Origin of the sequence: Mediterraneibacter butyricigenes (assembly GCF_003574295.1) — a bacterium.
GTDB classification, from domain to species: Bacteria; Bacillota; Clostridia; order Lachnospirales; family Lachnospiraceae; genus Mediterraneibacter_A; species Mediterraneibacter_A butyricigenes.
Genome location: NZ_BHGK01000001.1, coordinates 165,378 through 179,896 on the forward strand (window position 1 = coordinate 165,378; position 14,519 = coordinate 179,896).

Annotated in this window: 14 protein-coding genes; all 14 read right to left on the minus strand. The window is 45.8% G+C overall.

The window, feature by feature from the left end; all coding sequences use genetic code 11:
* Window positions 1-34 precede the first annotated feature (34 nt).
* Complete coding sequence (gene glgA / locus KGMB01110_RS00820; protein WP_119297303.1) at window positions 35-1,477, minus strand: glycogen synthase GlgA; 1,443 nt, start codon at window positions 1,475-1,477, stop codon at window positions 35-37.
* Between the two features lie 70 nt (window positions 1,478-1,547).
* Window positions 1,548-2,336 (minus strand): sporulation transcription factor Spo0A, encoded by a 789-nt coding sequence (gene spo0A / locus KGMB01110_RS00825; protein WP_117602115.1) that lies wholly within the window; start codon window positions 2,334-2,336, stop codon window positions 1,548-1,550.
* Window positions 2,337-2,494: 158 nt separating this feature from the next.
* A complete protein-coding gene (gene spoIVB / locus KGMB01110_RS00830; RefSeq protein ID WP_243112608.1) occupies window positions 2,495-3,601 on the minus strand; it encodes a SpoIVB peptidase in 1,107 nt (368 codons plus the stop codon).
* A 103-nt stretch (window positions 3,602-3,704) separates the two neighbouring features.
* Window positions 3,705-5,372 (minus strand): DNA repair protein RecN, encoded by a 1,668-nt coding sequence (gene recN / locus KGMB01110_RS00835; RefSeq protein WP_119297304.1) that lies wholly within the window; start codon window positions 5,370-5,372, stop codon window positions 3,705-3,707.
* Between the two features lie 57 nt (window positions 5,373-5,429).
* Window positions 5,430-5,885 carry an arginine repressor gene (gene argR, locus KGMB01110_RS00840; RefSeq protein ID WP_117602113.1) on the minus strand — a complete coding sequence of 152 codons (456 nt, stop codon included), beginning with the start codon at window positions 5,883-5,885 and terminating at the stop codon, window positions 5,430-5,432.
* A gap of 3 nt (window positions 5,886-5,888) precedes the next feature.
* Window positions 5,889-6,722, minus strand: a complete 834-nt coding sequence (locus tag KGMB01110_RS00845; protein ID WP_119297305.1) for an NAD(+)/NADH kinase — start codon at window positions 6,720-6,722, stop codon at window positions 5,889-5,891.
* 11 nt (window positions 6,723-6,733) lie between these two features.
* A complete protein-coding gene (locus KGMB01110_RS00850; protein ID WP_117888262.1) occupies window positions 6,734-7,537 on the minus strand; it encodes a TlyA family RNA methyltransferase in 804 nt (267 codons plus the stop codon).
* A 70-nt stretch (window positions 7,538-7,607) separates the two neighbouring features.
* A complete protein-coding gene (dxs, locus tag KGMB01110_RS00855) occupies window positions 7,608-9,476 on the minus strand; it encodes a 1-deoxy-D-xylulose-5-phosphate synthase (protein ID WP_117888261.1) in 1,869 nt (622 codons plus the stop codon).
* Window positions 9,477-9,503: 27 nt separating this feature from the next.
* Complete coding sequence (locus KGMB01110_RS00860) at window positions 9,504-10,394, minus strand: polyprenyl synthetase family protein (RefSeq protein WP_117888260.1); 891 nt, start codon at window positions 10,392-10,394, stop codon at window positions 9,504-9,506.
* Window positions 10,384-10,596, minus strand: a complete 213-nt coding sequence (gene xseB / locus KGMB01110_RS00865; RefSeq protein WP_117602108.1) for an exodeoxyribonuclease VII small subunit — start codon at window positions 10,594-10,596, stop codon at window positions 10,384-10,386. The genes KGMB01110_RS00860 and xseB overlap by 11 nt, the downstream gene beginning before the upstream one ends.
* Entirely contained in the window at window positions 10,574-11,800 is a 1,227-nt protein-coding gene (xseA, locus tag KGMB01110_RS00870) for an exodeoxyribonuclease VII large subunit (RefSeq protein WP_119297306.1), read from the minus strand. The genes xseB and xseA overlap by 23 nt, the downstream gene beginning before the upstream one ends.
* 28 nt (window positions 11,801-11,828) lie before the next feature.
* Window positions 11,829-12,227 carry a transcription antitermination factor NusB gene (gene nusB, locus KGMB01110_RS00875; protein ID WP_117602106.1) on the minus strand — a complete coding sequence of 133 codons (399 nt, stop codon included), beginning with the start codon at window positions 12,225-12,227 and terminating at the stop codon, window positions 11,829-11,831.
* Window positions 12,228-12,315: 88 nt separating this feature from the next.
* On the minus strand, window positions 12,316-12,699 hold the full coding sequence (locus tag KGMB01110_RS00880; RefSeq protein ID WP_117602105.1) for an Asp23/Gls24 family envelope stress response protein: 384 nt from the start codon (window positions 12,697-12,699) through the stop codon (window positions 12,316-12,318).
* 74 nt (window positions 12,700-12,773) lie between these two features.
* Window positions 12,774-14,363 (minus strand): peptide chain release factor 3, encoded by a 1,590-nt coding sequence (locus KGMB01110_RS00885; RefSeq protein WP_117602104.1) that lies wholly within the window; start codon window positions 14,361-14,363, stop codon window positions 12,774-12,776.
* Window positions 14,364-14,519: the final 156 nt, after the last annotated feature.

Consider the following 14,519-nt stretch of genomic DNA (forward strand, 5'->3'; position numbering starts at 1 on the left):
ATACTCCTGTTTCTTTTTACTGTTGCTTATTGTACTATCCCAGAAGATTCTTGTAAAGCATATCATATTGCTTTGCTGAATTTTTCCAGGAGAAATCCCGTTCCATGCCGCGTTCTACGATCTTGTTCCAGTCACGTTTCTTATCATAGAAGATCCGTTCTGCATACCGGATCGTATGAAGCATCTCATGGGCATTGTAGTTTGCAAAGCTGAATCCCGTACCGGTCTTCTCATATTCATTATAGGCTTCTACGGTATCTTTCAGTCCTCCGGTCTCCCGTACGATTGGGACTGTTCCGTATCTTAAGCTCATCAACTGGCTTAATCCGCATGGTTCAAACAGGGACGGCATCAGAAATGCATCGGCAGAGGCATAAATCTTATGGGACATTTCTTCGGAATAGAAAATGTTTGCGGAAACCTTCTCCGGATACTTCCATGCAAAGTGCCGGAACATATTTTCATATTTCACTTCTCCGGTTCCAAGAACCACGATCTGTACCGCATCCTGACAAAGTTCATCCATCACATAGTCCACCAGGTCAAATCCCTTCTGATCTGTCAGTCGGGATACCATGCCGATCATCATTACCTTCGAATCCTTCACCAACCCAAGTTCTTCCTGCAGTGCCGTTTTATTTGCCACTTTATTTCGCCGGAACGTATCGGACGTATAGTGCTTTTTGATTATCGGATCCATAAACGGACAGTATTCATTATAATCCAGTCCATTGACGATTCCGCTTAAGTCATTGGATCTGGCATACATCAGTCCGTCCAGACCTTCTCCAAAAAACGGAGTCTTGATCTCTTCTGCATAGGTCTCACTGACCGTAGTAACCTTGTCGGCAAATACGATTCCGCCTTTTAAGAGATTGGCGTTGTCATAAGCCTCCATCTTATCCGGCGCAAAATAATAATCCGGAAGTCCCGTAATCCGCTGTACGCTGTCCCGATCCCAGACTCCCTGGAATTTCAGGTTATGTATCGTCATAACAGTATGGATTCCCCGGTAATATTCTCCTCCGTAACGGAAATTATCCAGATAAACCGGAACAAGACCTGCCTGCCAGTCGTGGCAATGGATCAGATCCGGTCTGAATCCGATCACCGGAAGGATACTTAAAGCCGCTTTGGAAAAGAACGCGAACTTCTCGATATCCCATAGTGTATCTCCATAAGGAGTAAATCCCGTAAAGTAATGTTCATTATCTATAAAATAAAACGTAATCTTATCCAGTACGATCTTTAAAATGCCTACGTACTGGTCTTCTCCGTTTATGTTCATATAAAAATGATCCACATATTCCATTTTATCTTTCCATTCCTGCTTCATACAGGAATATTTTGGCAGAACCACTCGCACGTCGTATTTTTTTCTGTCAAAATATTTTGGCAAAGAACCCACAACATCTGCCAGTCCTCCCGTTTTAATAAATGGTACTGCTTCTGATGCAACATAAAGAATATTTTTCATATTTCTTCCTCCATCGACCATAAAACTCTTATTTTCATTATACCGCATCCGGTCAATTATTGGAAGAATTTTATCGATGTTTGTACTCTAATTGAATGGTGTCCGCGATCAGTGCAATGAACTCTGAATTGGTTGGTTTTCCTTTGCCATTGCTGACAGTATACCCGAAAAGTTCATCGATCGTATCCAGTTTTCCTCTGCTCCATGCTACTTCAATCGCATGACGGATTGCCCGTTCCACACGACTGGATGTGGTCTGATATTTTTTTGCAACGGTCGGATACAAGACCTTCGTGATGGCATTTAATACATCCATATCATCCACCGCCATCAAAATGGCATCCCTCAGGTAATGGTACCCTTTGATATGTGCCGGAATTCCGATCTCATGCAGCAGATTGGTGATACGGTTCTCCAGTTCTCCCTCTCTGAGGGTCTCATAATTTTCGGCTTCCGCTCCCCGTTTTCCCTGTCCCCTGAAAGAGTGGTTCACATTCTTGATCCGGCTTAACAACATCTCATTATTGAATGGTTTCATCATGTAGTAATTTGCACCTTTCTGAAAGGCATCTTCCGTGATCGCTTCCTGTCCGATCGCCGTCAGTACAATAAAACTCGGATGTTTCTTCACCATTTTGTCATGATTGATCTGATCCATCACTGTCAGACCATCCATTTTCGGCATAATCAGATCCAACAGCACCACATCCGGCTCTTTGTTCCTTATGATCTGACAGATATCTTCTCCGTTTTTTGCTTTTCCCACCACGTTCAGCATTTTATCCGAACTGATGATTTCATCCAACATGTCCAAAAGTCGTTCATTGTCATCTGCAATTGCTACACTTAACTGTTCCATGGGTACTCCTTTCCTGATTCCTTTTAAGTTTTCCACATGGGCTATTATACGACGGCAGTTTACAGATCACAATTTCAACACCTCGTAATGATTCGACCACTCCTTTGTTTTTCTCTGAATTATCAAAATAATTCGTCATTTTTCTCGTGAAATCTGTTTTATTCCGTCTGGTTTTCTGCAAAATTATCCCCGGAAAGTTCCAACATCGTCTCCGCAAAGATCCCATACCCTTTTTCCGGATGATTCACAAACACATGGGTTACAGCCCCGATCAGTTTTCCGTTCTGGACGATCGGACTGCCGCTCATTCCCTGAATGATTCCACCCGTTTTCTCCAAAAGCTTCGGATCCGTCACCCTTACAATCATTCCTTTATTGACTTCCTTTTCTGTCGGATCCACATCCAGGATCTCCACATCGTAGTAACAGATCTCATCCCCGATACAGCACCGGATCTGCGCCGGCCCTGTACAGATTTCTTCTTTCTTTGCCACTTCGATTGCAATTTCTTCCTCGAACAGCCGGTCAACTTTCTCCAGTTTGCCGTAGATTCCGGCTTCTGTATTCTTCTCAATCTCGCCCAGCCTGTTAAAACTGTTATAAACGATAATTCCTTCCAGACTCCCCGGCATTCCCGCTCTGCCCTTCATCAGTGTCCGGATATTGGTGGCATAAAGACTCCCTTTTGCGATTTCCACCAGTCCATTGGTGTCCACATCATGGATTCCATGCCCCAGTGCCCCAAAACGGCTGTCTCTGGTTAAAAAAGTGATCGTTCCGAGTCCCTGAAGATTGTCCCGGACCCAAATGCCGAGTTTCCGCTCTTTGGATGAGACACTGACCGGTGTCATTTTCAGCTCAATTTCCTCTCGGTCGCGTCGAATCTGAAGGATCACCGTTTCTTTTTCGAGATTCTTCACACAATCCGCCAGTTCTTTCTTATTTTCTACCTTTTCTCCATTGATCCCCACAATGTAATCCCCTGCCTTCACCAGGTTTTTGGCAGGTTCTTCCTTGATTCCTTCCTGATTTTCCACCGATTGAGTCCCAAGTACCATCACGCCCTCTGTTTCCATGTAAATCCCAACCGGCATTCCCCCCAGAAGCACTGTATTTTCTTCCAGAGATCTTGCACTGACCTCCTGTTCCGTCTGACTCCCATCCTTTTTCACCGTATCATATGCCACATATCCATATCCCGCCAGCCCGATGATCCCCATGAACAACAAACCGTTCAGTATTCTTCGATACCAGATTTTTTTCACAGACCCACACCTCTTTTCTGAAACAACCTATAAGAAAAAACGACCGCCTTTAGCAGTCGTTTTATTATGTGAATCTTTGCATCGTTTCACTCTGGTATTTTTTTCATTTCTTTTTTTGCTTCATTTCCTTTGCGCTGGACAAAATTGTATCCGTAATCTGATCTCCGCCCAGGATTCTGGCCAGTTCCATCACAGAACCTTCCTCATCCAGCTTTCGGATCTGGGTTCGGGTCTTTTCATTTTCCACAGATTTTTCGATCAGATAATGGCTGTCCGCCGCTGCTGCGATCTGAGGCAAATGGGTAATACAGATCACCTGATGGGACACTCCGATGATCTCCATCTGTTTTGCCACCTTTGCAGCCGTGATCCCGCTGATTCCCGTATCGATCTCATCAAAGATCAGGGTCGGTGTCTCTTCTTTGTCTGCCATCACCGCTTTGATCGCCAGCATCACTCTGGAAAGTTCTCCCCCCGATGCCACTTTGGAAAGGGGGCGTAATTCTTCGCCCGGATTCAGTGTAATCCAGAACTCTCCCTGTTCCCATCCCTTTCCGGTACATGCTTCCATTCGGGTCAGACGCACTTCAAAACAGACATCCAGGAAATTCAGTTCTCTTAATCCGTCTTCCACTTTCTTCTCAAAGATTTCGGCACATTCTTTTCGCTTTTGACTCAACCGGTCTGCGCTTTCTTCCAGTGTTGCTTTTGCTTTCTCCGTCTGCTCCAGCAGCGTATTCCGATAAGTTTCATAATCCTGAAGCATCTGGAGTCTCTCACACTGTTCTTCGTAATAATCCTGAATCTCAGAGATCGTTTCTCCGTATTTTGCCTTCAGACGATTGATCTCATTTAACCGATCTTCTGTCTGTGCATACTCTTCCTGAGAGAAAGAAAAGCTTTCCTGATAATCTGCCAGTTCCCGGTTAAAATCATTGAGCAGACTGTCTACTTCCACCAGTTGTTCATAAAGTCCCGCGCCGGTTTCATCATAAGTACTGATCTCCTGAAGCGCGCGGATCGCACGGCTCAACAGATCACTGGCGTTTGCTCCTTCCCCTTCACTGGTATACCCATACGCCTCCGAGATCATCTCTGTCATTTTCCGTCCGTCCGACATTCTCCGGTAGGTTTCTTCCAGCAGTTCATCTTCTCCTGCCGTCAGTTCTGCTTCCTCAATCTCCTGTATCTCAAACTCCAGAAGAGAAATTTCTTTTTTCCGTTCTTTCTCATCCATGGAGGTCTCTTCCAGTTTTTTCACTTTTGCTCTGTATTCTTTATAGTTTGCCGCCACTTCCTGTTTTAATTCCAGAAGTTCCTCTCCGCCAAAAAGATCCAGAAGCGTCAGATGATTTTTCCGGTTTAACAGGGTCTGGTGTTCATGCTGACCGTAAATATCGATCAGACTGCCTGCCACTTCTTTCAATACACTCATGCTGACCGTCTCACCGTTGATCCTGCTGATACTTCTTCCTCCGGTCAGCTTCCTGGTCAGGATGATCTGTCCCTCATCCGGATAGATATCCATTGCTTCCAGTTTCTTTTGGATCCGTTGATCTTCCACAGAAAAGCACAGTTCTACCAGACCGTAATCCGCTCCTGTACGCAGCATATCCTGACTGTATTTTCCACCCAGAGCCAGACCGATCGAACCGAGAATGATGGATTTTCCCGCGCCGGTTTCTCCGGTCAGGATATTCAGTCCTTCTGAGAAATCCACTTCGATTTCCTGGATCAGCGCCAGATTTTTCACATGCAGATTTTGTAGCATTGTTTCCTCCTGTCCCGCAAACTCCTCAACTTCAAATTCAAATCCATCAACATCAGGCTAATTATTGTTTACGATTTTGCGGATCTTATCCATTACAAGAATCGTATCGTCCACCGTTCGGATCGCACACATAATAGTGTCATCTCCTGCGATACATCCCACCACTTCCGTCCAGTCCATATTATCAATGGCAGCCGCAACTGCCATTGCCATACCGGAGACCGTCTTGATCACCAGAATATTCTGTGCCATGTCCATGGACGAAAAACCATCACGCAACACTCTTCTGTATTTCTCGCTGATCTGATTTTCTTCCGGCTGCAATACCACATATTTCTGCTTTCCTTTTTCCGTTTGCACTTTGGTCAGCTTCAAATCTCTGATATCTCTGGAAACCGTAGCCTGTGTCACCTGGAAGCCTTCCCGGTTCAGAAGTTCTGCCAGCTCTTCCTGAGTCTCCACATCATACTGACCGATTAATTCTACGATTTTTGCGTGACGACTGACTTTCATAGTTTATTTTCCTTTCATTTTCCTGCGCAATGTTGCCATAAAACTTTCTTTGCCCAACTTTACAAGTCCTGCAGTCTCCTGCGTCTTTTCTATCCGAACCTTGTCTCCGGTAATGAGGGGAGAACATTCCGTTCCATCAAAAGAAACCAGGGCATGGGAGACGGAACCCCCTCTGCCTTCTCCCACTTCAATCTCGATCACATCCTCCGCGGAAAGCACCACACTGCTGGTATTCAACGCATGGGAGCAGATCGGTGTAATGATGAAAAGCTGCGCTGTCGGTTCTACAATTGGACCACCTGCCGACAGATTATATCCGGTCGATCCGGTAGGGGTAGAAATAATCACTCCATCCGCTTCATACCGGTTCATCAGTTCTCCGTTGACATACAGATTAAAATGCATGATCCGAAGAGCACCGTCTCTGGTCAGTACAATGTCATTCACCGCAGTTTCCGGTGCCCCGTCATTGACACTGCCCTGCATCATCATCCGGTATTCCAGTGTATAGGACTCTTCAAACAATTTGTTCAGGTCATTTGCAATATCTGTCACTTCCACTTCTGCCAGATATCCCAGGGTTCCCATATTGATGCCGAGAACCGGAAGATGAGACCCGCGAATTCCACGGATTGCCTGGATCAGCGTCCCATCTCCTCCGATTACGATCGCACAGTCTGCTTCAAGCGGCACCGATCCCGGAATCACATATCCTTCCTCGTCTGTCTGTGCAAGAATACTCTTCTTACCGGATTTTTCGATATAAGACTGCACCAGCCTGGTCACATGCAATCCTTTGTCTTTCTTTTCATTTGTTAAGATATAAAACGTATCCATCAATTTCTCCCTTAGTTCAGTGTTTCAAATGCCGCATCCACAACTGCTTCCGGGGTTACTCCATGGATCGCGCCCGGCATTTCCGGACACTTCTGTAAATGCAGTAAATATTCAATATTTCCCTCAGGTCCTTTGATCGGGGAAAACTCCAGATTCAGGATATCAAATCCGATCTGAGAAGCATAATCCATCACTTTGTGAATCACTTCCAGATGGGTGCTCTTTTCTCTTACCACACCCTTTTTCCCCACTTTTTCTCTTCCCGCCTCAAACTGAGGTTTGATCAAAGCTACGATCTGTCCCTCCGGCTTCAGATAATTTCGGATCGGTTCCAACACCTTCGTCAGCGAAATAAAGGAAACATCGATGGAAGAAAAATCGATGGGTTCTCCGATATCTTCCGGTGTCACGTAACGGATGTTGGTTTTCTCCATGCAGACTACCCGTTCATCCTGCCGTAATTTCCAGTCCAGTTGTCCTCTGCCCACATCGATGGCAAACACCTTCACTGCACCGTTTTGCAGCATACAGTCTGTAAATCCCCCTGTGGAGGAACCCACATCTGTACACACCTTCCCCTCTACCGTCACATCGAAATGTTTCATCGCTTTTTCCAGCTTGAGTCCACCGCGGCTTACATAAGGCATCTTATGTCCCCGGATCTCAATCTGAACTTCTTCCGGAAAGCTTGTCCCCGCTTTATCTTCTCTCTGGCCGTCCACAAACACCTGCCCTGCCATAATGATCGCTTTTGCTTTTTCTCTGGACGCTGCCAGATTCCGTTTTACAAGCAATACGTCTAAACGTTCTTTCATAACTACTCCTGTATCTCCTGATGTTTTTCCCGATCTGTTCTGTCGTTGTCGGATTCTTCTGAATCTTCTCTCAGAGCATGCAGATATACTCTGTCACAATCTGTTTTACGATGGTATCCGGATCCATTCCAACTTCTTTTCTTAAGACTTCCACATTTCCATGCTCGATATATTCATCCGGAAGTCCGACATTTAAGACCTTCATGGTAAGTCCCTTCTTTTCTGTATAACGAAGAACCGCCTCTCCGTATCCGCCGGAAAGCACGCCTTCTTCAATGGTTACAAGAAGCCTGTGGTCTTTCGCCGCTTTTTCTATCATCTCTTCATCCAACGGCTTTATAAATCTTGCATTGATCAAAGACACCGGATACCCGATTTCTTTTAACCCTTCCCGCACTTTTTCTGCCAGCTCTGCCATATGTCCCACAAAGAGAATGGCAATCTCCTCCTCTTCATAGATCCACTCACTCTTTCCGTAACAGATTTCCCGGCGAAATTCTTTCAGACCTTCATAGGCTTCTCCTCTCGGATAACGAAGTGCCACAGGTCCGTCATAATCTACGCAGAACCTGACCATATCCGCCATCTCCCACCTGTTTTTCGGCGACAGGATCGTCAGATTCGGGATCATGGATAAAAAGGCAATGTCAAACAATCCCTGATGGGTCTCTCCGTCACTTCCTACCAATCCGGCACGATCTACACCGATAAATACCGGAAGATTCTGAAGACATACATCATGGATCATCTGGTCAAAGGCTCGTTGTAAGAAGGAGGAATACAGTGCAATCACCGGTTTCAGTCCTCCTGCAGCCAGTCCCGCCGCAAAAGTCATCCCATGTTCCTCTGCGATTCCCACATCAAAAAAACGTTTTGGAAACTGTCTGGAAAATCGTGCAAGCCCTGTTCCATCTGCCATAGCTGCCGTAATTGCCACCAGATGTTCCTTTCGTTTTGCCTCATCACACAATACTTTTGAAAAAATATCCGTGTAGGTATCCCTCGTTGTCTTCCCGGTCTGTTCTCCGGTATCCACCACAAACGGACCTGTCCCGTGGTATTTGGACGGATTAATCTCTGCCGGCTGATACCCTTTTCCTTTTTTCGTCAGAACATGAATCAATACTCCATGCTGGATCCGTTTTGCCTCCCGGATTACCCGCCGCAGCTTCCGGATATCATGCCCGTCCACCGGTCCCAGATAGGTAATGCCCATATCTTCAAAGAACATTCCAGGAACGATCAGTTGTTTCAGACCGCTTTTTGCCCTTTTCATCTGACCCAGGATCCGTTCTCCGGCTCCCGGCACTTTCAGGAGACTGTCTTCCACACCTTTTTTCAGACCGGTATAGGCTTCCGCCGTCCTTAGTCCATTCAGATAATTTGACATTCCACCTACATTTTTGGAAATCGACATATTGTTGTCGTTTAACACGACAATAAAATTACTTTTCAGTCTGGACGCATTATTCAACGCCTCATAGGCCATGCCACCGGTCAGGGAACCGTCACCGATCACAGAAACTACTGTGTGATGCTGTCCTAAGATTTCTCTTGCCTCCACATATCCGAGTCCGGCAGAAATTGACGTAGAACTGTGTCCCGTATCAAAAGCATCACATTTGCTTTCCTTCCGTTTCGGGAAGCCGCTCATTCCGCCATATTTTCTCAGATCATCAAATCCGTCTTTTCTTCCGGTCAGAAGTTTGTGGGTGTAGGACTGATGTCCTACGTCCCAGATCAGTTTATCTGTCGGCAGGTTCAGTTCCAGATGAAGCGCCATTGTCAGTTCCACCACGCCCAGATTGGAAGCCAGATGTCCACCGGTTCTGCTGATCTTCTCAATCAGAAAAGAACGGATTTCTTCTGCAAGAACCGGAAGTTCCTCCGGTTTTAGTTTTTTGATATCGTTCTCCTGGCGGATCTTATCTAAAATCATGTGCTGTCCCTTTCTGTCTCTGTGACATTATGATTCCCGGTACACCAGAGACTCTACCAGCCAGCATAAAAATTCATTGGCCTTTCCGGTTTCTTTCAGTTTCTCCATGGCACGGTCAGAAATCACCTTAACATCTTCTTTCGCACGCTCTAACCCATGGATGGTTACATAAGTCATCTTCTGATTCTTTTCATCACTCAAAATCGGTTTTCCCAGCGTCTCTCTTGTACTGGTCACATCCAGAATATCATCGCGGATCTGGAATGCCATTCCGATATCAGAAGCGATATCTTTCATCCGCAGGACTTCGTCATCATCTTCTCCCGCCAGAACGGCTCCGACCATCATGGCAGCCTCAATCAATGCTCCTGTTTTCAGACGATAGATAAATGTCAGGGTATCCTCATCGATCTCTTTGCCTGTTTCTTTCACATCAACTACCTGCCCGCCGATCATTCCGTAAACGCCGGCCTTTTTTGCAAGCAGTGCAATGGCTTTTCCTACTTTTTCCAGATCATCCGGATAGGTGTCAAAAGCAGTTGCCGCTGTCTCAAATGCGTAGTTTAACAATGCATCCCCTGCCAGGATTCCCATGTCTTCGCCATAAACCACGTGGGTTGTTTTCTTTCCTCTTCTGTAATCATCATTATCCATAGCCGGAAGGTCATCATGTACCAGAGAATAGGTATGGATCATCTCCAACGCCGCCATAAACGGTTCCACCAGCGAACCCTCTCCGCCATACATTTTGTAAACCTCCTGCATCAGCATCGGTCTTAACCGTTTGCCGCCTGCCATCAGGCTGTACTCCATCGCCTCTCCGATCACATTTTGATTCTGCAGGTCAGAGGGCAGATATTCTTTCAAGATTGCTTCGATTTCTTTTACTTTTTCCGCTCTTTGTTCTTCAAAATTCATGTGTCTCTCCATTCTCGTCCAGGATCTGTACTTTCTTTTCGATCCGGTCAATCTTATCTTTGCATGTTTTCAGTAACTCCATTCCTTTCTGATACAGTGCAAAGGATTCTTCCAGAGACGTGTCTTTCTCTTCCATCTTTCCGGTCACCTCTTCCAACTGTTCAAAAAGTTCTTCCAGCTCAGGTTCTTTCTCTGTTTCCATGATACGCCTCCTTCCCTTTTTCAAGCACTTCTGCACGGACCCAGCCGTCCGTTACATAGATCTCCAGTTCTTCCCCCTCGGAAGTCTGTTCCACCGATGTCAGCCTGTGTCCCTGCTCATCCGCCACATAGGCAAAGCCCTGTTCCAGTTTCTTGAGCGGAGACAGCCCTTTCATCTTCTCCAGATACAACTGATATCTGTGCCGTTTCTCCAGGATTTTCTGTTCCATAGAGCCTCTCATATCATCCTCAAGATCTGCAAGATACTGACGTTTCTGATCCAGTTGTGATCTTGGATGGATCAATCGCAGTTTCAGTTCCATTTTTTTCTGTTCCTGGCGCATTTCCTGAATCTTCCAGTGGATCTGCTGGCGAAATTCTGTCTGGTACCCGTCCAGCAATCCAAGGATTTCATCGATTCTCGGCACCGCCAGCTCAGCCGCCGCCGAAGGCGTAGGTGCCCTTAAATCGGCCACAAAATCCGCAATCGTCGTATCTGTTTCATGTCCGACGGCTGAAATCACCGGAACCCGACAGTTAAAAATCGCGCATGCCACATTTTCTTCGTTAAAGGCCCAGAGATCCTCGATGGAACCGCCGCCCCTTCCGACAATGATCACATCCACCTGTTTGGATTCCAGCATACGGATTCCCTGTACAATGCTCTCTTTGGCTCCTTCTCCCTGTACCAGTGCCGGATAAAGGATCAGTTGCACAAAAGGATTCCTTCTCTTTGAAATATTGATGATATCACGGATTGCAGCCCCCGTAGGTGCTGTCACGATTCCGATCCTGGAAGGATATTTTGGAATCGGAAGTTTATATTCCGGTGCAAACATTCCCATCTCTTCCAGTTCCTGTTTCAATGCTTCAAACCGTTCATACAGTTCCCCGGCTCCATCCAGCACGATCTGTCTGGCATAGAGCTGGTATTTTCCGTCTCTTTCATAGACACTGATGTTCCCCAGCACAATCACCTGCTGTCCTTCCCGCATACGAAAAGAAAGCCCCGACCTTGAGCCTGCAAACATAACACAGGCTATGGTTCCGGACTCATCTTTTAAAGAAAAATAAATATGACCCGAGGTATGATATTTTAGATTAGACACCTCGCCTTTTACATAGATGCGGTTCAGCATGTAATCCTGCGCAAACATATTTTTCAAGTAGGAATTCACCTGCCGCACCGAATATACATTTTCCATGAGATTACTCCCGCAAAACTTCCGGCGCTCAGGATGCAAACCGGGCAAGTACACCGTTTACAAAAGCCGGTCCTTCTTCCGAACTGAAGCGTTTCGCCAGTTCGACCGCCTCATTGATCGCAACTCCCTGTGGAACATCCTCATCCCAGAGGATCTCATAGACTGCCAGTCTCAGGATCGACAGATCAACTTTGTTCATGCGGCCAGTCTTCCAACCTGTTGTCTTTTCATTGAGCAGATTGTCGATTTCCGGCAGCTTGTCCACGATCTTCTGGTATTTTTCCTGGATATATACAAGATCGCTGTCTTTTGCATGGGAAAGCTGCTCAAAATAGAGCCTGAGATGCTCCGGCATATCTTCCATGGAATTAAACTCCACCTGAAAAATCATTTTAAATATATGTTCTCTGAGTTCTGATCTGACCATAACAGTTCCTTTCTCGCTTGTTTTTTACTACTAAAAAAGATCCACCGGTTCTTTTTGTCGTATGCTAGGCAATAAAAGGAAACGAATTCTATTCGTCTCCTTCCATCTCCACACCTGCAACTTTAATATTCACATCTGCCACTTCCAGACCTGTCATAGTCTCAATTGCAGACTTCACCCGTTCCTGAACCTTTGTAGATGTCTCAACAATACTGTAATCATATTTCATATTCAGTGCAAGGGCAACCGTCACAACACCTTCCAGCACATCCACTTTCACGCCTTTGGACAGATTCTTCATGCCCAGTTTGCTGATCAGTTCGTTGGTGATGTTTCCGGCCATGGATGCCACACCTTCCACCTCAGTCGCTGCTAATGCGGCAATGATCGCTACGACTTCGTCTGCGATCTTCACCTCTCCCATATTCGGATCATTCTGTATCGTATACGTATTTCTCTCGTCTTTTGCCATTTTAAAAACCTCCTGTGTTGGTCTTGTCTATCCCTTATTATAGCAAATCTGTGTTTAAATGCAAAGGGTATATTTTACCGTCCGAATTCTGATAAGATCAGGCCTTCGTTCCTCTCCTGTGTCATCCGGATACTCCAGTCATGCACGAACAGAAGAAGCGGTCTTCCCTTCAGATCCTTGATCTTCTTCATATCAGAAGTTCCACTCAGTTTATCCAGATTGATCTCTTCGTTTTCGATCCAGCGAATATGCTCATAAGGAAGATTTTCCATGCGAATCTCCACATTGTATTCATTGTTCAGCCGGTATTTCAACACATCAAACTGCAGGACACCCACAACGCCTACAATGATTTCTTCCATTCCGGTATTGTACTCCTGGAAGATCTGGATCGCACCTTCCTGTGCAATCTGGTTGATCCCTTTGATAAACTGTTTCCGTTTCATGGTATCTACCTGACGGACTCTTGCAAAATGTTCCGGCGCAAAGGTAGGAATTCCTTCATAACAGAATCTGTCTTTGGCGGAAGTCAGCGTATCTCCGATGGAAAAGATACCCGGATCAAAGACTCCGATGATATCTCCGCCATATGCTTCTTCCACGATCTTGCGCTCACTCGCCATCAACTGCTGTGGTTGAGATAACCGTACTTCCTTTCCGCCCTGCATATGGTACACAGACATTCCAGCCTCGAATTTACCGGAGCAGATTCGCATAAATGCGATCCTGTCTCTGTGGTTTTTATTCATATTTGCCTGAATTTTAAAGACAAATGCAGAGAAATCTTCCTCGGTCAGCGGATCAATCTCGCCTTTGTCCGACATTCTCGGAAGCGGGGATGTGGTCATCTGAAGAAAATGTTCCAAAAATGTTTCCACACCGAAATTTGTCAGAGCCGAACCGAAAAATACCGGGGAAAGTTCTCCTTTGCTTACCAGTTCCTGATCAAATTCTGCGGAAGCGCCATCCATCAGTTCGATTTCTTCTTCCAGCGTAGCTTTGGCATCTGCTCCAAGGATTTCATCAATCTCCGGCGCTTCGATGTCGATGGTTCTCACTTCTCCCTGGGTCGTTCCTTTTCTTGTATCAGAGAACAGTTCCACTTCCCGTTTCTGTCTGTCATATACCCCTTTAAACGCTTTTCCTGACCCGATAGGCCAGTTAACAGGACAGGTTGCGATTCCCAGTTCTTTCTCGATATCATCCAGAAGGTCAAAGGTATCCATGGCCTCCCGGTCCATTTTATTAATAAAGGTAAAAATCGGAATATGGCGCATGACGCAGACTTTAAACAGTTTTCGTGTCTGTGCCTCCACACCTTTTGACGCATCGATCACCATCACGGCTGAATCCGCCGCCATCAGTGTACGGTAGGTATCTTCCGAGAAGTCCTGATGTCCCGGGGTATCCAGAATGTTGATGCAGTATCCTTCATATTCAAACTGCAAAACGGAAGAGGTTACCGAGATACCTCTTTCTTTTTCAATCTCCATCCAATCAGAAACCGCATGCTTTGCTGTTGCCTTTCCTTTTACACTTCCCGCCTGATTGATGGCACCTCCGTACAGCAGGAATTTTTCAGTCAGAGTCGTCTTTCCTGCATCCGGATGGGAAATGATTGCAAACGTTCTTCTCTTTTTTATTTCGCTTTTAATGTCTGCCATTGTATTTTTCTCTCCCATTTTCGATCGTTCTTTATATTCGCTGTCTTTCTTACGTTCCTGTGCGGTCAGATCTTTTGTTCTTCTGCCGGATATCTCCTGTCATACTCTGACCGCATACTTAGTTAGTCTATCACATCTATATAGTCCCCTGCAAGT

Coding starts and splice junctions, on each gene's coding strand:
- glgA (WP_119297303.1), bottom strand. CDS start 1,477: ATGAAAAATATTCTTTATGTTGCATCAGAAGCAGTACCATTTATTAAA.
- spo0A (WP_117602115.1), bottom strand. CDS start 2,336: ATGGAACAGTTAAGTGTAGCAATTGCAGATGACAATGAACGACTTTTG.
- recN (WP_119297304.1), bottom strand. CDS start 5,372: ATGCTACAAAATCTGCATGTGAAAAATCTGGCGCTGATCCAGGAAATC.
- argR (WP_117602113.1), bottom strand. CDS start 5,885: ATGAAAGTCAGTCGTCACGCAAAAATCGTAGAATTAATCGGTCAGTAT.
- KGMB01110_RS00845 (WP_119297305.1), bottom strand. CDS start 6,722: ATGGATACGTTTTATATCTTAACAAATGAAAAGAAAGACAAAGGATTG.
- KGMB01110_RS00850 (WP_117888262.1), bottom strand. CDS start 7,537: ATGAAAGAACGTTTAGACGTATTGCTTGTAAAACGGAATCTGGCAGCG.
- dxs (WP_117888261.1), bottom strand. CDS start 9,476: ATGATTTTAGATAAGATCCGCCAGGAGAACGATATCAAAAAACTAAAA.
- KGMB01110_RS00860 (WP_117888260.1), bottom strand. CDS start 10,394: ATGAATTTTGAAGAACAAAGAGCGGAAAAAGTAAAAGAAATCGAAGCA.
- xseB (WP_117602108.1), bottom strand. CDS start 10,596: ATGGAAACAGAGAAAGAACCTGAGCTGGAAGAACTTTTTGAACAGTTG.
- xseA (WP_119297306.1), bottom strand. CDS start 11,800: ATGGAAAATGTATATTCGGTGCGGCAGGTGAATTCCTACTTGAAAAAT.
- nusB (WP_117602106.1), bottom strand. CDS start 12,227: ATGGTCAGATCAGAACTCAGAGAACATATATTTAAAATGATTTTTCAG.
- KGMB01110_RS00880 (WP_117602105.1), bottom strand. CDS start 12,699: ATGGCAAAAGACGAGAGAAATACGTATACGATACAGAATGATCCGAAT.
- KGMB01110_RS00885 (WP_117602104.1), bottom strand. CDS start 14,363: ATGGCAGACATTAAAAGCGAAATAAAAAAGAGAAGAACGTTTGCAATC.